The organism is Bradyrhizobium sp. URHD0069 (assembly GCF_000701345.1).
Lineage (GTDB): Bacteria > Pseudomonadota > Alphaproteobacteria > Rhizobiales > Xanthobacteraceae > Bradyrhizobium.
Genome location: NZ_JNIJ01000051.1, coordinates 1 through 22,431 on the forward strand (window position 1 = coordinate 1; position 22,431 = coordinate 22,431).

At 59.0% G+C, this 22,431-nt stretch carries 18 protein-coding genes and 2 pseudogenes; 7 read left to right on the plus strand and 13 right to left on the minus strand.

What is annotated here, in order from left to right; genetic code table 11:
• Positions 1 to 117: 117 nt before the first annotated feature.
• Positions 118 to 363, minus strand: a complete 246-nt coding sequence (locus N554_RS42295) for a phosphate-starvation-inducible PsiE family protein (protein WP_371259523.1) — start codon at positions 361 to 363, stop codon at positions 118 to 120.
• On the opposite strand from N554_RS42295, the gene N554_RS42300 reads away from it, so the two are divergent.
• Both N554_RS42300 and N554_RS0125795 read left to right on the plus strand, forming a co-directional pair.
• Complete coding sequence (locus N554_RS42300) at positions 247 to 489, plus strand: hypothetical protein (RefSeq protein ID WP_051677719.1); 243 nt, start codon at positions 247 to 249, stop codon at positions 487 to 489. The two genes, N554_RS42295 and N554_RS42300, sit on opposite strands and share 117 nt — an antisense overlap.
• Before the next feature lie 668 nt (positions 490 to 1,157).
• Positions 1,158 to 1,526 (plus strand): FecR family protein, encoded by a 369-nt coding sequence (locus N554_RS0125795; protein ID WP_156042108.1) that lies wholly within the window; start codon positions 1,158 to 1,160, stop codon positions 1,524 to 1,526.
• A gap of 270 nt (positions 1,527 to 1,796) precedes the next feature.
• On the opposite strand, the gene N554_RS0125800 is transcribed toward N554_RS0125795, so the two are convergent.
• The 9 genes from N554_RS0125800 to N554_RS37565 form a co-directional block, all read right to left on the minus strand.
• Positions 1,797 to 3,257 carry a toll/interleukin-1 receptor domain-containing protein gene (locus N554_RS0125800; RefSeq protein WP_029586137.1) on the minus strand — a complete coding sequence of 487 codons (1,461 nt, stop codon included), beginning with the start codon at positions 3,255 to 3,257 and terminating at the stop codon, positions 1,797 to 1,799.
• A gap of 229 nt (positions 3,258 to 3,486) precedes the next feature.
• A complete protein-coding gene (locus N554_RS0125805; RefSeq protein ID WP_029586138.1) occupies positions 3,487 to 4,392 on the minus strand; it encodes a lipase family protein in 906 nt (301 codons plus the stop codon).
• Positions 4,393 to 4,444: 52 nt separating this feature from the next.
• Entirely contained in the window at positions 4,445 to 8,098 is a 3,654-nt protein-coding gene (locus N554_RS37555; RefSeq protein ID WP_197033744.1) for a DNA/RNA non-specific endonuclease, read from the minus strand.
• Between the two features lie 65 nt (positions 8,099 to 8,163).
• Positions 8,164 to 8,439, minus strand: coding sequence for a hypothetical protein (locus N554_RS41165; protein ID WP_029586139.1), 276 nt, complete (start codon positions 8,437 to 8,439; stop codon positions 8,164 to 8,166).
• On the minus strand, positions 8,417 to 8,815 hold the full coding sequence (locus tag N554_RS41170) for a peptidoglycan recognition protein family protein (RefSeq protein WP_256378760.1): 399 nt from the start codon (positions 8,813 to 8,815) through the stop codon (positions 8,417 to 8,419). The genes N554_RS41165 and N554_RS41170 overlap by 23 nt, the downstream gene beginning before the upstream one ends.
• Positions 8,816 to 8,847: 32 nt before the next feature.
• Positions 8,848 to 9,612, minus strand: a complete 765-nt coding sequence (locus N554_RS0125825) for a lysozyme family protein (RefSeq protein WP_051677721.1) — start codon at positions 9,610 to 9,612, stop codon at positions 8,848 to 8,850.
• Between the two features lie 37 nt (positions 9,613 to 9,649).
• Positions 9,650 to 10,423 (minus strand): hypothetical protein, encoded by a 774-nt coding sequence (locus N554_RS0125830; RefSeq protein ID WP_029586141.1) that lies wholly within the window; start codon positions 10,421 to 10,423, stop codon positions 9,650 to 9,652.
• Positions 10,424 to 10,869: 446 nt separating this feature from the next.
• The gene (locus N554_RS37560; RefSeq protein WP_051677722.1) at positions 10,870 to 11,571 is read right to left on the minus strand and encodes a toll/interleukin-1 receptor domain-containing protein; all 702 of its coding nucleotides are present in this window, start codon (positions 11,569 to 11,571) and stop codon (positions 10,870 to 10,872) included.
• A 265-nt stretch (positions 11,572 to 11,836) separates the two neighbouring features.
• Positions 11,837 to 13,726 carry a toll/interleukin-1 receptor domain-containing protein gene (locus N554_RS37565; protein ID WP_051677723.1) on the minus strand — a complete coding sequence of 630 codons (1,890 nt, stop codon included), beginning with the start codon at positions 13,724 to 13,726 and terminating at the stop codon, positions 11,837 to 11,839.
• Positions 13,727 to 14,116: 390 nt separating this feature from the next.
• Here N554_RS37565 and N554_RS0125845 point away from each other — a divergent pair, with 390 nt between their 5' ends.
• Entirely contained in the window at positions 14,117 to 14,311 is a 195-nt protein-coding gene (locus N554_RS0125845) for a hypothetical protein (RefSeq protein WP_197033748.1), read from the plus strand.
• Between the two features lie 350 nt (positions 14,312 to 14,661).
• On the opposite strand, the pseudogene N554_RS0125850 reads toward N554_RS0125845, so the two are convergent.
• A pseudogene (locus tag N554_RS0125850) lies at positions 14,662 to 15,396 on the minus strand (IS110 family transposase); the annotation flags it as partial.
• Between the two features lie 3 nt (positions 15,397 to 15,399).
• On the opposite strand from N554_RS0125850, the pseudogene N554_RS38825 reads away from it, so the two are divergent.
• Positions 15,400 to 15,606 (plus strand): annotated as a pseudogene (locus N554_RS38825) (transposase); the annotation flags it as partial.
• Between the two features lie 37 nt (positions 15,607 to 15,643).
• Here N554_RS38825 and N554_RS0125855 read toward each other — a convergent pair.
• Together N554_RS0125855 and N554_RS0125860 are read right to left on the minus strand one after the other, a co-directional pair.
• Entirely contained in the window at positions 15,644 to 15,997 is a 354-nt protein-coding gene (locus N554_RS0125855; protein WP_051677724.1) for a DUF5681 domain-containing protein, read from the minus strand.
• Positions 15,990 to 17,339 carry a site-specific DNA-methyltransferase gene (locus N554_RS0125860; RefSeq protein ID WP_051677725.1) on the minus strand — a complete coding sequence of 450 codons (1,350 nt, stop codon included), beginning with the start codon at positions 17,337 to 17,339 and terminating at the stop codon, positions 15,990 to 15,992. Before N554_RS0125860 ends, N554_RS0125855 begins: the two co-directional genes overlap by 8 nt.
• A gap of 1,118 nt (positions 17,340 to 18,457) precedes the next feature.
• On the opposite strand from N554_RS0125860, the gene N554_RS0125865 reads away from it, so the two are divergent.
• From N554_RS0125865 to N554_RS0125875, 3 genes are all read left to right on the plus strand, one after another.
• On the plus strand, positions 18,458 to 19,342 hold the full coding sequence (locus N554_RS0125865; RefSeq protein ID WP_029586148.1) for an SAM-dependent methyltransferase: 885 nt from the start codon (positions 18,458 to 18,460) through the stop codon (positions 19,340 to 19,342).
• Between the two features lie 276 nt (positions 19,343 to 19,618).
• Positions 19,619 to 20,350 (plus strand): protein-L-isoaspartate(D-aspartate) O-methyltransferase, encoded by a 732-nt coding sequence (locus N554_RS0125870; RefSeq protein WP_029586149.1) that lies wholly within the window; start codon positions 19,619 to 19,621, stop codon positions 20,348 to 20,350.
• A 334-nt stretch (positions 20,351 to 20,684) separates the two neighbouring features.
• Entirely contained in the window at positions 20,685 to 22,289 is a 1,605-nt protein-coding gene (locus N554_RS0125875) for an FAD-binding oxidoreductase (protein WP_029586150.1), read from the plus strand.
• Positions 22,290 to 22,431 lie beyond the last annotated feature (142 nt).

The window sequence follows — 22,431 nt, forward strand, 5'->3', positions numbered from 1 at the left end:
GATTTTGGCTTCAGTCAAACGCTTCTGTCACAAAGCTCAGCAAACTTTATGTGGCGAACTTTAGATTCACGTGACTAGGCCGTGTACTCATAAATAAGTTTGCCAAGTACGTTCGGGCTAGGTTTGCCCCAGTTCGCTACCCGGTGCATCGGACGGGAATTTGTAGGATCCGAACCTCAGAACCAGCTCTGCGAACGACAGGATCAGGATTGCGCCGGCCACCACCACAAGGTCCAACCCCGTTCGATGTTCCGCGCCGACAATTTCGATCAGGACTCGGGCGAGAGCCGTCATGGCAATGTAGATCAGATAGCGAACCGGAAGCTGCGTGGTCTTGAAGTAGATGCCGACCGTCGCGCCGATTTCCAGGTAGATGAACAGGAGAAGGATGTCCTCGATCCGGGCGCGGCGTGCGCCGCCATGTCTAAAAACATGGCCGCGGCCGACCAGACTGTAGTCGCGCCGATAACGAACAGTGCGAGAAGTTGAAAGGCATCGACCATGAAGGTGCCGACGGGATCCGCGAGTTCCTTCATGGCACGATGGGCGTTTGTGGCTGCGTCGCTAACTGCACGCACGGCTTTCGCCATCGCTTGGATTCTCCCGATTCGCCCGAAGAGCCACCGGGTTCAGCTTACCACATGTGCGATCTACGCTTGAGGATTCTGACCGCTGACGTGTTAGCCAGCGCGCTCGCCCGCTTGTGGCACGCAGCGCCGCTCTATTGCCGAACAATCGCGATTTATGAGTACACGCCCTAATGAAAATTCGACCGCTTAGTTCTTGGTGGACCGGCTTGCGTTTGTGACGTGCAGCGAACTCCGCTGGGATTACCTTTGACTGAGCCGACCTTCGCCTTTCGGGGAAACCCGTAGGATCTCAGAACGGCTTCTTCCCTGTTCCAGCATCAGGAAGAACATTTGAAAGCCGAAGAGGCGAGAAGAACGTCGACGGGGCATCGCCTCCGCCATTTCAACGAAGTAGTCGGACTGGGATCCACATACTCTGTCAGAGCGATATCTATCCCAACCACCCCGCATGACACTCTTCCTTCCAGCAGGCGCATCGGGACTATGTGTGACATACTTCACATGCCGCCTGATTGTACTCTGCTATGTTCTCTGTCTAAGTACACATAGGCCGTATAGGAGGGTAACATGTCTCGCCTCTATTGTGCCGCTGCTTTGGCTTTCATCGTTGCCGGAATAGTCGACGTAACCGGGGCTCAGGCGGCGAGCCTCCGGGTCGGCGATGCCGTGCAGATCGTCCACAATGTCGAAGGCCGACAGTCCGCCGACAAGGCGTGGGGCTCGAAAGCCGAAGGCGACGACGTCTACGAAAATGAATTCATTCGCACTGAGGTCGAGAGTCAGGCGCGCCTTGTGCTCGTCGACCGGACGGGTCTCTCGGTCGGGCCGATCACCACAATCCGGATTGATCGTGTTGTCTACAGCCCCGATCAATCCATCAAAGGCATCGTCGTGAGCGCTGGCACGGCACAGTGCGCTGGACCAGCGGGGACTTGAGCTCTTATCTGATCAGGACGCCGACAGCCGACGTGACGCCGATAGGCACTGTGTTCGATTTGTTCGTCGATACTCAGCGGACCTTTATGACTTTACGACAGGGCCGCGTCAAGGTCTGCACCAACAACCTGCAGCCGACCTGCAAGATCCTTGCCCAGCCCGGCGAGATGATGCTGGCAACCGCGGACGAGTTGCAAAGGCCGGGGCGTGGCGGCCTCGAACCGACGGACTTTGCGAACCGGTGCCTGAGCGCGACGGGTCAGAACTGCGTTATGAATCTGACCTACAGCCCGCCTCGCGCTCCGCAGCGAGAGCCGCCGGTCTCCAAGACCAGACGCGCCGACGTTCAACCGAGCCGAGTTCAACCGAGCCGACAGCGCGTGGTCGAAGAAAAACCGAGACGACCGCGGGTGGTCGAAGAACAACCGAGCCATGCGCTAGCGCGCCAGCGACGCCGCCGACCTGCGAATAGGCGACGAGCAGGCCGGCGCCGTCGGCGCTGTGCTTCTGCCACATAGCGTAGAGCGCCATCATCGAGGTGATCACCGCGTCCTGTTCGACAACGTCCGTATGGCCGGCGAGAGCGAGCGGCTTGCGGACCGCTTCAGCAATTCCCGCGTCCGTGATCCGCCGAAGCCGCAGCACGGCGTCATAATTATCGCGCGTCAAATGCTCGAACAGATTCGCCAGCGGCCGGCACAGGTTGAAGTGGTCGGCGCGAAGCGTGAGCACGATCCTGAACCCGCCGGCGGTGGCGAGCGCCATGAGCAAACCGACGAACGGTGCGCGAGCGGCTTCCGCGGTCTCGGTCAGCAACTCCTCGAATTGATCGACGACGAGTAGTGTCTCTGCCTTGCCGACTGGCAGATCGCAGCGAATCGCATACGCAGTCTCGCTTGGGTCCGCGAGATCGACGCGCTTGCGCAGCCCGGTGCACTGGTCTGCCGAGCGGCCGAGCCGCTCAGCCGCTTCGGTCACGCCCCGCTTCAAGCCCTCGATCGGATCGCGGCCGGGACGCATGACAACAACGTGCCATAGCCGGTCATCTGGCTCGCGGCCCGCCATGTCGGAGAGCTTGCCGCCGCGAAAAGCCGGGATGAGCCCCGCCTGGGCTAGCGAGGACTTGCCGGCACCGCTGTCCGCGACGACGGCGATCAGCCGGTGCGGCTTGAGCTTGTCGACGAGCCCGGCAATCTCCTCGTTGCGGCCGAAGAACCGATCTGCATCCGCTTCCGTCATCGACTTGAGTCCGACGAAGGGATTCTCGAGAGCGACTGTTTTTTCGCTGGGCGAGCGGCCCAGCACGGCGCGCAGCAGCTTGGCGAACTCTTCCGGATCGTTGAGTGGGTCGTGGACGCCTTGGTACTGCTGCGCAAACGGCGGCAACGCGGCGGCGCCCGCGCATTCCCGGGAAAGAATTGGGATGAAGGGATAATCTGCAGTGCCGGTCGCGCGCGACAATGCGAGCCGAACCTCCGAATCGACCCAGTTCACGACGCCTTTGGCGCCGATATGGACCGCGAAGGCCGTTGCCTTCTCGATGATCGCCTTTTCGAGCTGGGCCTGCCAGCCGATGCCGGCGCCAAGGTCGTCCTTATCCAACCATATTGTCAGCCGCGCTGCACGCGCGTTGGGGCTGTCGAGGAGGCGGCGTTTCAGTTCACGCGCACCATCAGTGTCGGCGCCTGAATGGCTCAGGAACAGACAGGGAGCGGCATCCGGTATTACCATGACCCAGCCTCATCACCAGATATTGGGCCTTTTCAGGCGTCAGAGGCAAGACCATTGCAGTGTCAGGACGGCTCTTGAGGCGCGGATTGGCCGCGCGAGCAGGGCTCCAGACCCGAAACCAGGCAATGCGAACTCATGAGGATAGCATTAGCAATTGGGCTGCCTAGCGCCTCGATATCTTTACCGCTCAATTGGGACATATGCCCTCGCGTGTGTCGCAATAGCTAAGCTAGCTTAGCGCCCGCCAATAGCGATCTGGAAGATGATCTGCAATTGCTGGCAGCAGCAATCGTGAGGCCTGCCCAAGGGCATCGTCGCGTATTTCCGGAGAGGCAAGGCCAGAAACAATCTGGAGCAACCCCGCTCTGACGCCGTTCAGTGCTCCCGTCACGAACATGGGTACATCGCTTGGAAACGGAAAAAGGTTGAGCGCATCGAATTTGCCATACCGGTCACACGCTAACGGTCGCCCAACATGGCTGAAGCCTATCTCCGCCGGGGGCAGTGTGGGCACGATGTCGGCGCCGTGAACCAGTCTGTACGTCAGGTGGCCGAGCGCTTGGTTATACCGCTCCGCGAATGTCGGTCCGCCCACTCGCGGCATGCCATATGTGTAAACCGCGTCTGCCTTGATGCGCAGCTCTCGGAGCGCGCGCTCCGCAGCAAGCACTGCGAGGGCCCCGCCAAGGCTATGGCCGGCAAGGATGAGGTGCTCCGGCCAGTGTTCCGCCCCAAGTGCCTGTCCAATATCCTTCCAGGCAGAGTCCAGGGCATTGCCGAACCCCTGATGTATCCCGTCCTCGTCTAGCGCGAAATCAAAATTGGCAATCCAGTTCGCGGTCACGAGCGGATCGGTTCCGGCAAAAGCAACGAAGTGCGCTCCCCGTCCGCGAAGCACGAACCCGCGGGTTCGGGCCATCAGCAACGTCGTCTTCGTAGCAGGCTTGAATAGCGCGACAGTTTCCAACCCCCAGTCGGAAGCAATGGCGTTGATCTTCGCCGGCTCGTCCTCATACGCGAGCTGTGCGAGCCAAGCCCCCGCCCGAGCTGTAAGCAGCGTGAACTCACCCAACCCGAATCCGGCGAATGCATCTGTTGGATACTCCGATCGCGGCAGTCTAACGAGGAAGGTCATTGCAATATTCAAACTCCTGTTCAGCCCGCCGGTCAGCCACGACGAAGAGCCATTACGCGATCTGCTCCGCATAGATGCAGCGTATCTTGCCGTTGGCGAGCTCGTAGTAACGGGTGTCGACCGCTTCCGACCCGAGAGAGAGCATCGCAAAGCCGTGCGTATAGAACTGGTCCTCGGTGGACAGGGTTGTATTGGGTACAATGACTGGTGGAGAGACGAGACCGGGCAGGGTCGTGTAAGGTTCGTCGGCCACGAATACGGGGATCGCGCTGTGACCAACACAGCGGCCTTTCCTGAGTCCGAGGTACGGCTCATAGATACACAGATTGTGTTCGTGCCCCCAAAACCAAGCCGAAACTGGTCGTCCTGTTGCTAAGAGCCGATCATACGTGCGCTTGAGCTGCACATTGTAAGCGCGCAACGCGCCGCCCGCGCTAGGGGCGCCAATCTGCGAGAAAGCGGAAAATAATTGATGGTGGGAAAACAGAATCGTCTTGCCGCTGAACTCCTGTAGCCGCTGGACGTGCCACTCTTCCTCGGCAGGTTCGACAAAGGTCACCACGTCCGTCACGGAGAACGGGCTATAATCGTTGCGACCGGTGTCCATGGCCAGGAGCTGCCAGCGTTCATCTTCCGACCTTAAGCTAAAGAAGCTCGCTTTCTGGCGTTTCTCTCCCCCATTCAGCCTCTCGATCAGGCCATAGAATCCAACGCCGCCGCAATACATGTCGTGATTGCCGCAAAGCGTATAAACAGGTGGGCGATTGCCGCTCCCGAACACGCGGTCGAAAATACTTTCGAAGCTCGCGCGACATTCGTCCGGCGTTCCCGAGTAGTAGATATCGCCGAGATGAATGATAACGTCGGGTTTATTTTCCCTCACGGCATCCAGGACATCAATTGCCGGGCCGGCTCCTGTGCCCCAATCCCCGATGATGGCGATGGTCGCACCGGAGGGAATACCAATGGGACCGCCGGCATCCTTCGGCTCGACGTAGATAGGCGGCTTGCGAGTCCCGTTCGGCCCAAAGTAACGGACATATTCCTCGATCGTTTGCGCCCAGAGTGGATCGCATGTACCGGCGGTGAGTTCTTCTTGAACACTTGCCACTGTCGCGCTGTCACCCAATAGCTTTGCTCGCATCAGCTCCCAACCGAGCGCAGCGCATGTCTGGGCGCGATCGAGGGCGGTCATCTTCTCGAGCGCGCCCCCGGAAGGTTCTGTTGTGCCTGCACGTGAGCTGGGCGGGGATCGGCTTGCTGTCACGACTTTCTCAGCCGCAAGGATTAGATCTGCGCCTTCGCCGGGGACAGTTGCTCCGGCAGCTTCAAGGCCCGAAACTGGGCCGGCGGTGGACTTACGCGCAATTTCCACGACAGCCGACTGATACAACGACGCAAAGTGGTCGCGGAAAGTGATCGGTCCTTCTGAGAGAGAACTCGCGTCTCGCGTCGCAGGCCCGCCCTGTTTGAGCCCGGCTGAGCTTGCCCGACTGACAGATGGCATCTCTGTCGCGGCGATCATCTCCACGCCTGACCTATTACGAATCATCGCGCCACGAGACGTCCTCGCTTGATCTGAGCTATGGACCACGTCCGGGAACCGGATGGCGCCTAGCATCTGCTCGAGGCCTGCTATAGGAATCATCAACTGCTTCCAAGCCGGTGCCACAGCAAATTCCAGCGGAACATTCGACAGGTCCTGCTTGAGCAAGAATCCGAAGCTCTGGAGCTTTCCATCGTCTGCGCTAAGTACGATTTTCCAGAAGCGGGATGGTATCTGAACTCTCACGAGCCCACGGTCATCCAATCCGACGAATGTATGATCGTCTGGCGATAGGACCGGCCCGGCAAAGATGCAAAGTTTCTGCCCTCCGGCATTTTTGAAGATGTAGTTTTCGAGTTCGCCCCAGTTGGTCCTTTGATCCGGGCGGTTGAACTTCCCGATTTGGGGAGAGCAGTTGGTCGTGTGGAATGTGTCGCCGTTCGCAAACTGAACCTCCTGGAAGGTGCTCCCCCACGCAACGTCCTCCCGCCTGACCAAGTGGCCTTTGTCGAAAGCGCCATGGTCTTTAGTAAAGAAGCCGTCCGGGAGCTGATGCGCGGCTGGGATGCGAGGTTCCTGGAACCAAAGCTCCGTATCATTTTTGCCAAGACCTCCCAGAGAATCCCGAGAATAGCTGCGTCCGTCTTCGGGCGTTTTGCTCTTCTTGCTAGCGTCCAGATTGGATGCCGTGAACAGCGCAAGGCGCCGCGCCTTGTGAATTGCCAGCGAAAAGTGATGGTAGGGGATCAGGTGCTGGCCATTGTCCATCCGGGAGACGAGCGTCTTGTCGATGGGTTCAGGTGGAGGGACGGCAACTCCGAGGAAGTTGGGCTCGTATCCTTCCCGGTCGGAGTAGTCCGGATCATGTGTCGGTGCGACCATCTTCTCAGCGTCGAAAACACCTGAAGCGCTGACGCGTGCAGGGGCCCCAAGATGCGGCATCCGAACCGTGATCTCGATAGGAAGTGTCCATGTAGCGTCTTCGCTGACGTTGAGGGCTACGCTCGGATCGGATGCTGGAGAGACAGCGCGTTGCGCACCTAAATTCGCCCGCAGCTTCCCGGGTTCTGGGTTGGCAGCGCTCTCGTCGGTGCCAGCAAGCTTCCACCACTCGTCCCAGATCCGAGCTTCCGGCTGACTGCGTCGCTCAAAGTTTAATCCCGCATCAACCACTCGAGGATCACGTGCGAGTTCGAACGTTGGTACCGCGAAGTTGGCGTCGAGATAAACTCCGGCAAAATGCAATCCGACTACGCAGCCGCTCGTTGGGTCTATGACCGCTGACCCTGAGTTCCCGCCGAGGGTCGAGGCGTCGTGTGTGGCTGCTGGAACGTTCTTTCCGAAGCTCTCAATATCGCGCCGATCGCGCAGCTTTCCGGGCTGCAATCGCTTCACGTAGTAGACGCCACCAAATACCATGTCCTGGACTTTCGCGTCATTCCGCGGGTCAAACGCAGGATAGCCGACGACAGCGACATCTCGTCCGCTCATCTCCTCTGAGTGCTGCAAGGAAAGCCTGAGCGGCGGCGCTTGCTCGGGGGGGAGCCCGTCGACATGTAGCAGCGCCATATCCCAGAACGGATGGATCATGACTACGCGACGGATGCCGAGGAGGCGCGAGGCCGTGCTGTTGCGTTCTCGCAAAAAGTCCACACCTGCGCCATAGCCTGGACGGAAAACCAGATTGCGGATGCCGAGCCCAGTCGAAAAGATTTCCGCGACGTGGCGGTTCGTCATGAGCAGACCGTCGCCGACCACAAACCCCGTGCCGCCGTAGGGAAGCGTCGGGTGTTGTGGCAGCTCGACGCGCCCGATCGACGGAATGGCTTTGCGAATATTCGTTTTTATCGGAACGTCATTGTTGAAGTGTAGCCAATCCTTGTGCGAGACCGCGTAGTCACCATTAATGATGTCAATTGCGGGTCGCTTATCCGGGATAATGATCGCCTCCAGGGCAAACACTTCGGTCGGACTCATCTCGGCGCCGGTCGCAAACTTCCTTGCAGCACTTTCCGTAAGATCGATCTGTTCGGGCGGTAGAGGCGCCCCAGGCATTAATTTCGCAACGACGTCTTGCGGACTCTCCAGCGACTCGAGCGACGCATGCGGACTGACTTTCCTCAGAAAGCTTTCGGCCTTCTTAGCCCGTTGGTGAGACATGACAAACTCCTGGCCAATGCGAGAGTCCTTGCCCATGGCACCGCGGCAATCCGGTTGGTCATCGCTCAGTCGACGTCGTTGTGATCGGGCATTTGCGAGACGGCTTTAATAGCCCCGGGGTCCGTTTCGGGGATCGAGGGAAATTCATCGATTCCCTCCAGGGCACCGTGAGCAGGGTCGTACCGCATCAAAAAGTCGGCCTCGTCGGCCGTATATGCCGGATCCCAGTGGGTGTTTTCGGGCACGTGGCAGTGGCCGTAATGCCCGCCTTTCGTGTCCCAGGTAGCCGCATCCCGATTGTGTCCACCTGGATCCTTGTCATTGACGGCCGGCTTGGCCATTTGGCCAGACGTGGGGAATGCTGTGGGTTTCTTCGAGCCAACGGCCAAGACGCCCGACGTTTCTTAGTGTGGGCTTCGTCTTTGGACGATGGGCAAAACCAACGACTTCGATCTGAATGGCTCGATCCCGATTAGTTTCAACGCCACCTGGTGCATTGCGCAGCGCCCGCGCACCAAGATCGGTATCAATATGCTGATAGATAGTGGTCGCATCCACGGTAAAATGGGGATCAGACCGGTGGGCGGCAAAAGCGTCGAACGCGGCTTGCACAGTGCCCCCTTCAGTCGTGTGATGCACGATCTTAAAGGGCCCACCGATGTAAGAACTCGAAGCCCCAGTTATGGGCTTTTGCACTGCGAATGGACAGGCGGCCATAGTGCCCCTCAGAATTGCGAACCAGATCAATCCTAGCTGACCGCATTGAGACCGTTCTCAAATAAGGCCGCTTCTCGTTCGCGCCGAATTTGCAAGCCCCGCAACGCTGGCCACAACCGCTTCATTCCTCGAAGGTCGCCAGGAACCCGACTAAAAGCCAGAGTCGACATGTGTTGCTTGATCGCGCGCATCTCTGCATAGCGGTCCCCATCCTTGGTGAACGAAGCTCCGCGGTTGTAGGTGAGCGAGACGAGGGCGCCCAGGCCATCGGGACCAATGTCGCCGGTGTTGGGCAACGATCGTTCGACCAGGGCGACCCATTTTGGCATCACGCGATCCCTATGAACCGTGATCGCCGGCTCCCACGCGACGTCCACGGAGTTGCCTAGTGATGCCGGTAAAGATTTGGCGGCACCACCCGAAATGCCAAGCGCCGGTTCTAGCGCTTGGATCATCGAATCTGGGATTGCGCCTTTCCAGTCGGCCCAAAGCTCTGACCGCGTGGCGTACCCGACATCGTAGCCGATGCCGATGGTCACGCCTGACGCACCTTGCGGCCAGGTCGGTCGCCTGTACTTTTGGACGTAAGCCTGTTTGCTCGTGACTTCAAACTCCACAATCAGATCGAATGCGGCCTGTGAGATCGGCGTGCTGGACGGTGCGATTGAAGGTGGCGGCCCCTCAGTCGCGTCGCTCTGGTTGAATTCGTCCCACCACCATTGGAGCCCTTCGCGGCTCTCACGCGTCTGTTCCAACACAGATTCGTCGATTTGCAGTCCAGACGACAGCTCAGTCATTGGATCGCTCCGACTCTTGCAACACACGTTCGACAGTTCAGCCCAGATTCGGCAGACCGCGCACAAAGCTCGCGGCGAATCCGGCGAGCTTCTGCTCAACTGGCTCACGGATTGCTGTCAATACGGCTTCGTTGGCAGTCACTTTCCCAGATGAATATTTCAGGTCCACGCTGTTCGTTTGGAACTTGAAAAATAATACCTGCGTAAGGTCCGCATTCGCCTGGAGGGCGAACGCCAACAGCGCCACCATGAACTCATCGTCCTTGCCCGGCTCTGCGAGCGTCACTTGAAATCGCGCCGCGCTTGCGTGCTGACTTTCGCGGTTGAAAAGCGTGATCCAGGGGCTGTTTTGCTCCATGGACTTCAGCGCGTCCAGCGTTGCTTTAATGATCTGCAGCGCAGCCGCACCGGGGCCGAGCAGACTGGTTGCAATCGCTATTATTGCCTCGTGTGCCTCGAAGTTTTGACTCTGCTCGACATGGCGACTGAATTGTTTCGCCTGAACGACCCAACCGGTGTTCTCCAGCACGTCAAAATACGCGCGATACCAATCCTCAAGGGCATCACGTTTCGGCACGCGTTTGTTCGCGACAAGTTGTGCCAGAAGGGTTGAGTTCACGACGTCACGCCGACGTTCCTCAGTGACGCCCTTTACGAAGGATACGATGTCAGAGCCGACAATTAGTGCCTGAGACTGGGCGGCATCGAAATCGGGCTGAGCAACAGCTTCCGGACTTTCAATGACCGGTCTAGCGGGGAGTTCAATCGACTTGACAAATTGAAGAGCGTCTTCGAGGCCAACGCCAACCATACGACCAACTCCTTCTGGAAGGCCAAGACAAATAATGGTTGCACGCTATAAGTTTGCTCCACTCTGGGTCGTCAGTCAATGCGTTTAATGAATTGCAAATTTTAGATTTGCTAATTTTACCACCGATCAACTTCACCGCCGATCAAACAGAGCTAAGGTGGGCATTCTGCAGGAACGAAAGCCGGGCAAGCTGGTGGGAACGTGTAAATCGAGGTAAAGGTGGTATATGGCGATTGCCGCGTCTTCGTCGCGTGCGCGAAAAAGTTTACTTGATTGTCAAAGACGCGGAGGACCTGTACCGCAACGCTGGGCTGTGTATTGTCTGGCTATTGCGCCGGGGGGACGCGAGTTGGTCAGCGAGTTTTGCTTAAAGTTAAGGACATTCGGTGATGCGAGTGCTGTCTACGCCCTAGTGTTTATCCATGGCCTGCCCACCTTGAGGCCGGTTAGTTTTGCGACTCTCGAACGCGAAGCATAAAGAAGACCCCCCAGCCGCCGAGAATGATTGTTGAAATTCCCAGCAGGATTGTCATCAGAGTTCCGATGGACGCTGAAAGCGCACGATCGAACAGCCAAAAATGTGCAAGGGCGGCGGTAAGCAAAGCAACACACGCAACGGCGGCTCCGCCAGCCACATGAATGATCTTCGAGGTTGGACCGCTTCGTTTCCTCTCCCAGTCTCGCTCGCGATCGCGCCTGCCCAGAATGGTTGCCACAATTTTTTCGGTGTCGTCATCGAAGCTGTCGTGACGTAAAGGGAGGGCATTTCTCATGGTAATTGCACGGATATCTTGTAATTGCTCCTGGTCCGGCATGCGTGCGCCCGCAACAAGAATCGGTAGCACCATCATAGGCCGTGCCAAGGCTTCCCGAACTTCCGCGCGTACGTAATCTTTGGTGTTCCAGATGCGGCTTTTGGAGGGCGGTGACAGTTCGTCGAGCCATTTGTCGCCGATGAAAATTAGCGCGCCGTCGCATTGACCGATCGTGTCCACGATTTTTTTCTTGAAATTCTCACCGCCTCTAATCGTGGCGACGTCGAAGAACACATTTGGCTTCGACAGCAAAGCCGATAATCGATCGTAAACGCGGCCGGCGGCTGGCCCAGTGTCGCCGCGCCGATAGCTGATGAATATACGTTTTGCCAAAGGCTCGTACCTTCTTCAACATCAACGGGGAGTGCCGAGAAGCGATAGCACTCCGGCCTTGTCGAGACGCTGCTTCCGCGACGACATCGCTAGGGAGTTGCTCAGCCCGACCGGGGGCGAAGACCCGCAGGGAGAGCGGGATCCATGTCTCAGCGCCGCTCTCGGCAAGATGGATCCCGGATCTCGCTTTCGGCGGGATGAGAGCGCAGGGAGTTTCGCGCTGCGGCCTTGCGATGCGATTGCGATGTGCTCTGTACGGCTGCCCTCACGGCGCGCGTCCGAGTCCATACGCCAGCTCGGCCAGCACCCAGAGCCGCTTCTGCTCGGCTGCGGCTGCATCCAGCATCTCGCTTGTGACGTCCGATAACAGATGGCCGAGGCTGCGATCCAGCGCCCGCAACGTCGCCGGCTGGTGGTCGTACCGAAGCGCGCAGCGCTTCCAGTGCACCAGGCCTTCGATCGCCCACGGCAGCCAGATCACGCGCGTGCTGGTCACGAGCATGGATTGGCCTCCAGCATCATCACGAACGTGCACGTCGAAGCGAATGTCGGGATCGGCGGTGTCGTATCGCCGTCGCCGCAGCTCGATCTGCGAGGCGAGCGCGGCATGCCGAATGCTCTCGGGCATGGAAGCGCGGGCATCCGCGCAGGCGCGGCCGAGCGCCGAGAAGATCATCAGAGCGATGCCGCTGTCCGGCGGCTTGTCGTCGTCGAGGCTTCGGCGCCAGCCGAAATGGCCGCCTTTTTGTACGAAAGTGCGGGCCAGCCACGCCGACGTATCGGCGATCATGCGATCGAGCCGATCGCGGCTTCCGAGCCAGCCGAGATTGGCCGCGCGCAGCTCGAGCAGCATGTGAAGTGCCAAGCCCGACGTGTAGCTGAAATGCTTGGCCGGATCGGCTTGATCCGGCACCGCATTCCAGCCGCCGTCGCCCAGCGGCGCAAAGAGTTCCGCGACCCGTTGCGCGACCTCCAGGTAGCGGTCGAACGTGGCCTTGCGGGCCTCGTCGAGCAGCGCCGGACGAGCTCTCGCGTTGGCAAGCCCCATAAGGGTCCAGAGGACAGCTTCGGCGCGCGCGACCGTGCCGGTGTCGTCGGACTTGCCAAGCAGCAAATAGCCCTCGGGACGATCCGCGCTGTCAGACCGGAACAGTCGATCGAATCGCGGAATGACCTTTTGCAGATCGTCCGGCGCTGAGTCCGGGTCGCGAAGCAGCGCGCCGGCGAATTGCCCGACCGACCAGCCGGTGAGAGGACGATTGGATTCCGACGCTTCGGCCGTTGCGACGTGCAGCAGCCCGGGGCGCAGGCGCGAGCGCGCCTCGGCGGCGGCGCGCCTCATGGCGTCGTTCGACAAGACCGGACGGAACAGCGTCCATCGGTATTCATCGAGTTTGCCGCGGATTGCGTCGGCGCCGGGAACCGAGAGCTCGGCGTCGGCGAGGGCGAAGTAGCCGAACATCAATGTGAGATACGTGCACAGACCGATGGACGCGTTGATGAGCCGCCGCCGCACCTGCCGCGACCGCTCTCGGCGTTTGAGATCATCGAAGCCGACGTCTATGAGTCCCGCCGCGAGCTTCAGGCAGGCGTCGGTCCACCCCTCCATGCCGGGACGCGCATCGGCGGCGAGCGGCTCGCTGCGGCGCTCGGTGATTGTGCCATCGGGCGTGACCTCGAATCGCAACGAGCGCGGAAAGCACTCGGCGAGACCAGGTTTTGGATTGTCGCCGGCATTGGGCTCGCCATCGATGATCAGCGGAAAGACGCGCGCGTCCCGGCCCATCATCTTGAATTCGCGGATCTCCTGATCGACCCAGCGGGACGCGGCCGCCTGTGGCGAGCAAATGACGATCAGCGCGCCGGACGCCTCCAGGGCCCCACGCAACTTGGCGGGGAGGTCGCCAGCTCCGGGAAGTTCGTCGCGATCGCGAAAGATCGGCATCAGCCGGCTTGGAACCTTTCGTCCGGCGACGCTCCGGCCGACCAGCGCGGCTGGGATCCGATAGGTTTCGAGAAAGGAGTGCAGCTTCTTGGCGGCTTCGGCGTCATGCCGGCTGTAGCTGATGAACGCCCAATAATGGAACGCGCCGTCTGGCGAAGCTGTCGCGGCCGGCGTGGGGAGCGCCCGAGTGTCAGTGATGTCCTCCATCATGGAGTGCACCCCTAGAATCGGTCAGGTTTACGCGGCGGTTTTGACCATCTGCCGGGCGTGGTGGTCCTAGAATTGCACGGGCTCAACTAGCCCAGCGCGGCATGCAGTCTCTAGGTATTGTAAACCTCTTCGATAAATCGGGGAAGATCAGCGGTTACGTCTTTGAAGGTCTCGTAGTCCATCGGGTCAAAGGCGTCGATTTTGCCATGTCCGCCCTCCGATCTCTTTCTCCAAATCGGCCGTTAAGGCAAGCGCGCTCTCGGACAGTCCACCACAACAGCGTCGATGTTGCTCACGGGCTTGCGAATTCTTTGGGTGTTGCGTGCGTGAACTCCTTGGCGGCACCTCCCTGAGACCTATAGTCCGCGCGCGACTTGCTACAATGTGATCGTGGCCGACGGCGACTTTGTCATCGTCCACGGAAGATTTTCCGGCACTGGGCTCCCGAGAAACTGGATCGCCGCCGACGTCGTGCGCATCGCCGACGGTGTGTTGGCCGAACACTGGGACGTCCTCCAGGATGAGGCGGCTCGCGCGGAGTCGAAGAGCGGTCTGCCAATGTTCGGCGATAGCTTCGCCGATTGATCTTGGTGGGAACAGCGCGACGTAGAGGAGAAAGGACAGATGTGCTGCCCTTGCATTGCAAGCGATGTCCGCTTCTCTAATCGGCCGTTTGGGCACTTTCAGACTATCCACCGGCGTTGCAGTGTCGATGTCGCTCACGGGCTCGTGCTTCTCTTCGGAATCGGCACCAGGGCCCTTCCAGTATGGGATTCGAAGACGAGGCGGAACAATCTTATCGGCGGCCTTGCCGTCATTCGAACGGCAGGTCCAAGCGGACATACGAACTCACCTCCATCGTCCCGCGAGGGACATCATTCCACCGCTTGGTGGAGCTCGAGTTTCCTCCTATGGCGTTTGATCCCGCGCGATTCTCACGCTGCTGTAACTTCTCGGGTCCACCGGAACTCGGTGCCGTCCACCCAGATGCGGTGCATGATCACGGCCAACCGGCGCGCCAGCGCCACGATCGCCTTCTTCATCCCGCGGTGCCTGGCGATCTTCATCGCCCAAGCCTTGAGCCATGACCACTTTGCCAAACGCACCAGCATGATATGAGCCGCTTCGTAGAGCATCGCCCGCGTCATCTCGTCCCCGCACTTTGATATCGCACCGGTTCGGTTGATCTCGCCCGACTGATACTTGGAAGGCGTCAGTCCAAACACCGCCCCGACCGCCTTGGAGTTCCGGAATCGGGCCGGCACGTCGACCGTGGCCCGATAGGTCAGCGCCACCACAGGGCCGACACCAGGCACCGTCATCAGGCGCCGGCACACCTCATCGTCCCGCACGATGGCCAGCAAGCGACGATGCAGAATGTCGATCTGCTCGCGAAGCGTCCGCCGGACAATGAGCAGCGGTTCGACTAACTCAGCCAGATCGGGGATGTCTTCGACAAGCTCCTTGATACGCGCCTCGAACTTCACCGTTCCCACCACCCCCACCTTGAGGCCGAAGTTACGCAAAGTCCCCCGCAGGTCGTTATCGATGGCGATGGCCTTGGATTGCAGCAGCTTGCGATGGGTCAGCAGCATCCGCAGTTTCTGACTGCGCAGCGTCTTCACATGCACCGGGCGATAAAGTCCCGCCCGCATCATCTGCGCCATGCCGGCGACCCGCAAAGTCCCTAGCAGCGCGGATCCAATGAGAACACCAATGGTCTGCTCAGGCAGTATTTTCCGAGCGGGACCGATTTGTCGGCGTATTCTCAAACTCATCTCAATAAAGTGGCTCGTCAGCTAAATGAACGGCCACGTAAGACCTTGGCATTCGAAACCCCAGCCGAGAGATTTAACGCCTGTGTTGCGTCGACCGGTTGAGCCGGCAATGAAAGAACGGACATAACCGACGTCTGCGCTATTTATCTTCGAACACATCGGGGTCCTTCGGATCCACGATAATTCGTCTGATAACCGCAATTTCTTGCTGGATGGTTCCCGGCTTGAGCAGCTCAAACTTCTCGGCGATATCCATCACCTTTGCGAACGAGCGTAGGTCCCCCTTCAGCGCATTGTTGAGGCATACCTCCGCGGCGGCGACAATCTTGGGAACGCTACGGAGGCCCTGCGCATCCTTGATATGGACTGTCTTGAAAAAGGCGTCGCTCAGCAGCCCGGCGTTGTTCTTCCTACCCTTGGGGCGGCCTTTTGGGTTTCCGGATTGGCCCTTTTTGAAGCGTGTCTGTATGTCTTTTCGGATTTCATCAGCCATTTTCGTGTTTCGTGTCCCCACCGTCGTGGCGGGGCGGACTGCTGCTGCGCCGGTCGGCGATCTCTTCAAAAGTGGCGTTGGAGCCGTCGAGGCGCGCCAACTTTCCGGTGTAGCGTTGCCAGCGTCGTACGGCGGTATCGACGTATTGAGAGTCGATTTCGATGCCGTACCCATGACGACCGGTTTTCTCCGCAGCGATTAGCGTGCTGCCGCTACCGCAGAACGGATCGAGTATGATGCTTGAGCGTTTGGACGCATCCTTGATTGCATCCGCGATCAAAGCCACCGGTTTTACCGTTGGATGCATGGCGAGTTCGTCAAGGCGACCGGTACGAAACGTATTCACGCCGGCATATTCCCAAACATTGGTACGGTTTCGACCGTGCCGTCCGAGCTCGACGTTGTTGGTATGAGATTTCGTGCCGGCTTTGAAGAGCAACACCAACTCGTGTTTTGATCGATAAAGCGATCCCATGCCCCCGTTGTCCTTGTTCCAGACGCATAGATTCAGGAATGAGGAGTAGACGGCTCTGCCGGCGGAGAGGGCTTCGTACAGATGCCGCCAATCCATGCAAATGTAGTGAAGCGCCCCATCCCGCGACACGTCCGCTGCCGCTCGAAAGACCTGCGTGAGAAAGCCCGTGAATTCAACCTCGGTCATCTCGCCGGAGGCCATCGCGAACTCGCGATGGTGGACGCGCCCCAGGCCGGAGACGTGACCCTCGATGGGAACATTGTAGGGTGGGTCCGTAAAGATCAGGTCGGCACGATCAACCCCCAACAATGTTTTGTAGGCTTCTGACGACCGAGCATCTCCGCAAAGCAGGCGATGGGAACCGAGAACCCAGAGATCGCCGAGACGGCTGACTGTTGTCGCCTCTGAAGGCTCGGCATGTTGATCTTCTAGCGTAGTCGCTTCGGCTGAAGCTTCCTTCCAGTCACAAAGAATAAGATCAATTTCGGCCGGCTCAAACCCGGTTAACTCCACCTCAAATCCTAGATCGATTAGTCCTTGCAATTCGATAGCCAGGGTTTCCCGATCCCAGCCCGCCTTTAAGGCGATCTCGTTGTCGGCAATGATGTAAGCCCGCTTTTCTGTCGCGCTCATATGAGAAAGGCGTATCGACGGGACCGCCGTCATCCCGAGAAGTTTGGCTGCTTCAAGCCGGCCGTGACCGGCAATGATTTGCAGATTATCGTCGGTTAGAATCGGATTCGTGAAGCCGAAACGCTTCATCGAATCGGCAATCTGCCGAATTTGCCGCTTTGAGTGTGTTCGAGCATTGCGATCCTGCGGTTGAAGGGCGTGGATCGGCGTTTGCTCAATCTGGAGATTGTGCATGGTTCCTCGTGGGTTTGAAAAGCCTGGGCACCGCCAGAAATGCGAAGCCCTGATGTTTACAAAGCCCTGGATCCCCCAGAAATTTGCATGAATCGGGCGTCCCGCCCGTACCGTCACACGATGAAACCACATCCTCTGTGGTCGCAGCTCTCGATCCCCGAGACGCCACCATTCCATCAACGCCAGCCACTTTCGTGGTTCACATCCGATTTCCCGGCGCGTGCCCCAAAGGTGGCCTCAGGTCTAATCATTTGGAGTCCGGCATCTCGCCGGGATTTTGCAGCTTTGGGCGTCCCGCTCTAGCTGCTGCGTGAAGAAAGACACATCCCATGTCTGCGCTCTATTCCGAGTCGCCGTTCATCACGTTCCGAGTATCCCCGCGATTCCTTAAGTTAAAAACAACAAGCGTGACCAAAACGGACATTGAATTCCAAGCCGTCATCGCGCCCGATGATGGACTTCAAGTTTGAAGTCCTAGTCCGGCCCTGATAAGGGCTCGAATTACCCTGTTACCTTGAATTCGGTCCCTGATACGCACGATATTGTCCCTGTTTATTATCTTAGGGAATCTCGCTAGAAGTCACTGCGGCACACCGGCTTTCGGCTAGGAAATTGTCTCCAAAACGCCCGAAATCGCAAAATTCCCTGTTAATTACCCTGTTAGCAGGGAATAGCAGGTGGAGACGGGTTCGTATCTGACTGCGCACACCACCATCCAGTGTTCCCAAACCGCGCATTTCGTCGGCGGCCCTCATTATCGAATTTAGTCCGCGCTTCGAACGGCGGGATCCATTCTGCCGCAGCATCGCGCAGTGCCCTCTAAGGCGGCGCGTCAGGCGACCTTCGAGCGAGGAACGCGGGCGAAAATCGTCATATTGACCTAACGTATACCGCATTTTGGGCGTAGGGCGGTCTGCTCGACGCGAATCACAGGGCACGACACAATCGTCGAAACAGCGACCGCCTCGGGCAATCGCACTGAGCGCTTCGAACTGTCGGAGCTTTGCGAAGGCGGCTCAACTTGCTAAAGGGTGAGCCGGAAAAGAATGGTGCAAAACTGGTAAGAAACAAACCGTCGAAGACCGTGTCATGTCCTTTGAGTGGGGCACCTGTGCGCGATGAATGATGAAATCACCAATGTTGCTGGCGACAGCAAAGCCCCGGCTTTGGATCGGACGGGAGCCTCACCCGAGGCGATCATCTCGCATTATGACAAAGGCGAAGATTTCTTTGAGCTCGTGCTTGGGCCAGAGTTGATCTATTCATGCGCGCTGTTCGAGGGTGACGATGATCTCGCAGCGGCGCAGCGCCGAAAACTTGATTATCATATCGAAGCGGCGAACGCCGCCAACGCAAAACGCGTGCTCGACGTTGGGTGTGGATGGGGAGCCATGCTTCGGCGCCTTGTCGATCACGCGGAGGTGCCACACGTTGTCGGACTGACGCTCAGTCCATCGCAGGCTAATTGGATCCGCCGCCAACCGCGACCCGGACTCGAAGTGGTTGAGCAAGACTGGCGCGATCATAAGCCAACCCGCCGGTACGATGCGATTATCTCGGTCGGTGCGTTCGAGCACTTCGTCCAAAAGGGCCTCGATCCTGCGAAGAAGCTGGATACCTATCGTGAGTTTTTTGACTTTTGCGATCGGATGCTGGTGGCGGAGGGAAAAGTATCACTGCAGACAATCGCTTTTTCCGAACCGCACGAGGGTCATCCGCTCCTGGAAAAGACGTTTCCTGATAGCGATCTGCCATTGATCTGGGAGCCGATCGCCGCAGCCGAAGGGAAATTTGTGCTGACCACGTTGCGCAACGATCGCGATCACTATTACCGAACACTGCGACTTTGGGAGAAAAACCTGCTGGCTCACTACGCTGAGGCGATCCAGTTAGTCGGAGAATCGGCCGTTGCCGACTTCCGTCGTTATCTCCGCCTTTCCGCCACGGGTTTTAGAACGGGAGTAGTCAGTCTGTTACGAATGAGTTTTCAGAAAAAGGATTGAGGCCTCTCGGGGTGGATTTTTAGCCCCAGTCTCCATCCAAAAAATTTCGTTCCTGACGACTGGATGTCGAGACGGCACTGATCAGCCGGCGCCTGGGAATCGTCCGCAGAGAAGCCTCCTTACCGGCCAGACGGGGCCATGGTATCAAGACGACCGGCTAACGGATTGCGGTCATTCGCTGAGCGGTGTGTTTCGCTTGACGGCCGATAGGTCGAATTCACTCGTTGCCTTCAGGCGGTCGCCGCCAATCGTGGACCGATTGGAGACCGTACGATCATGAAGATGTTGCTGCTGCTCGTGCTTTCCATGGTTGCCGTCGCGCGGGAAGCGACCGCGCAGGACGCACAATGCGTCCGCGAACGCGCCGCGATGGTCGAAACCATCCGGGCCTACGCCCGGTCCGACACCAGTGTTTTGGGACAGCAAGGCTTCTCGGATAGGGTCCTGGAGGCCATGGGGCAAACGAAACGCCATCTGTTCATCCCTGAGCGGTCTTGCTCCATCGCATACGCGGACCGGCCGAATCCGATCGGCCACGGCCAGACCATATCGCAGCCGTTCATCGTGGCCTTGATGACCCAGTTGGCCGAGGTCGCGCCCGATCATGTTGTGCTCGAAGTCGGTACGGGTTCGGGCTATCAGGCCGCCATCCTTGCGCACCTGGCGCGAAAGGTCTGCACCATCGAGATTGTCCCACCCTTGGCCGAGGCCGCCGCGAAAGCACTCAGAGACCACGCGTATGACAACGTGAGCGTCAGGCTTGGCGACGGCTTTGGTGGCTGGCCCGAATGCGGTCCTTTTGACGCCGTCGTCGTGACCGCCGCGCTCGGGCAGCCACCGCCGCCGCTGATTGAGCAGCTTAAAGTAGGCGGCCGGCTGGTCATGCCGGTTGGGCCAGCTTACAGCACTCAGCATCTCACGGTCGTCGAAAAGATCGCCTCTGACAGGACGACAACGCGCGCCGTCGCCCTCGTGCGCTTTGTGCCCTTTACGCGTTCACAAAATTAAATGCCGGTAACGGTCCAGTTCTTGAGAAGCCGGTCTTAAGAAGCAGGACTTGAGGAGCAGGAGTTGGGGAGCAGGACTTGGGGTTCGCCCAGGTGGCGGGAGCCTTGCGGGAATGCACGTTTGGAACAGCAATCGGACTTTTCGGACCTCGCGCAATGTTCGTTGTTCGGTCGCCTTCGGGGGGATAAACGCGAGTGACGCGGATACCTCAAAACCGACGCGAATGACCGTGTGCGAAGGAGCGAACTTGCTCTGAAAATCAGACCGAGAGAGGATTACAATCGATCTGGCGGCTATCTCGGACCTCACAAATAGAAAAATCAGGGAGGAAGCCATGAGCGGTGCAAGGCTAAAACATTACGGCTGGGGCCGCGAAGAGGAGGGCATGACTGCCGAGGAGCAGGCTTTTGTGCTCGGCCGTTACCGCGCAAAATTTGCACGCGATGCATTTGAGACAAAAGCCGTCCCGGGTCTCGAGGACCTGGCACTACGCGCGCCGCGCGTGGCGCCGCCGGCCTCACTTGCCTCGTTCTGCACGAGCGAACGCTACGACCGCGTCGCGCACACCTACGGCAAATCCTATCCAGACTACGTGCGAGCCATGCTCGGCGACTACGATAGCGCGCCCGACGTGGTCGCATATCCACGCAACGAAGCAGAAATTTCCGCTGTGATGGACTGGGCCGGTGCTGTCAGCGCCTCGCTGACGCCGTTCGGGGGCGGCTCGAGCGTCTGCGGCGGTGTCGAGCCGCGAGTCGATGGGCTTCGCTATAAGGCGGCCGTCACACTTGACCTGCGCAATCTCGGCAAGGTTGTCGAGGTGGATCAGATCTCGCGCGCCGCACTGATCGAAGGTGGTGCCTTTGGTCCATCGCTGGAGAACCAGCTTAAGCCGTATGGCGTGTCGTTGCGGCATTTTCCGCAGAGTTTCGAATATTCAACCCTTGGTGGCTGGATCGCGACGCGATCGGGCGGTCATTTCGCCAGTCTCTATACGCATATAGACGATTTCGTCGAAAGCCTGCGCGTCGTGACCCCACGCGGCATACTGGAAACACGTCGATTGCCGGGATCGGGTGCTGGACCGAGCCCCGACCGAATGTTCATAGGCTCGGAAGGAACGCTCGGCGTGATTTCGCGCGCCTGGATGCGGTTGCAGCCACGTCCGAAATTCCGCGCCGGCGCATCGGTTCGTTTCCATTCGTTCTTCGGTGCGGCGCGCGCGCTCCGCGCCATCGCGCAGGCCGGCCTCTATCCATCGAACTGCCGCATCCTTGACGCGCAAGAGGCATTCAACACCGGTGCGGCCGACGGCAGCGCCGCGATCATGGTGCTCGGCTTTGAATCCGGCGACCATTCGCCGGATGCCCGGATGGCACGCGCGCTCGAATGCTGCGCCGACCACGGCGGGACGCCGGAGGCCGCAAAAGCCGGCGATGCACATCTCGAAGGCGCGGCAGGAATCTGGCGAAACGCATTTATTCGCATGCCCTATGCGCGTGAGTTTCTGACGCCGGCCGGTCTCATCAACGACACTTTTGAAACCGCTATCACCTGGGATCGGTTCGAAAGTTTCCACGACAAAGTGAAGGCGGCGACGGAGCGTGCGATCCTCGAGGCGACTGGCCTGAAAGGTGAGGTCACATGCCGCTTCACCCATGTCTATCCGGACGGGCCCGCGCCCTATTTTTCTTTCCACGCCCTCGGCCGCCACGGTGCTCTTCTGGAGCAGTGGCAGGCGATCAAGAATGCGGCCAGCGATGCGCTGATTGAGGCGGGTGGTACGATCACGCATCATCACGCTGTTGGCCGTGATCATCGGCCGTGGTACGATCGTCAGCGCCCGGGGCTTTTCGCGGCCGCGCTTCGCGCAGCAAAAAGAGAACTCGATCCGCAAGGCATGCTCAACCCGGGTGTGCTCATCGATCCCCAAGGCTGATCGACGCGCCAACGGGGGCTGGCCTCAAGGGTGGTCGAACAATTGCGCTATTCGCTGCGGTGAGGGCGGCCGTTAGCTGGCTCTTAGCCGAAAACCGGCACCATTAACCAACCGTTAACTAAGGCCGCCCATCTTTAACCAT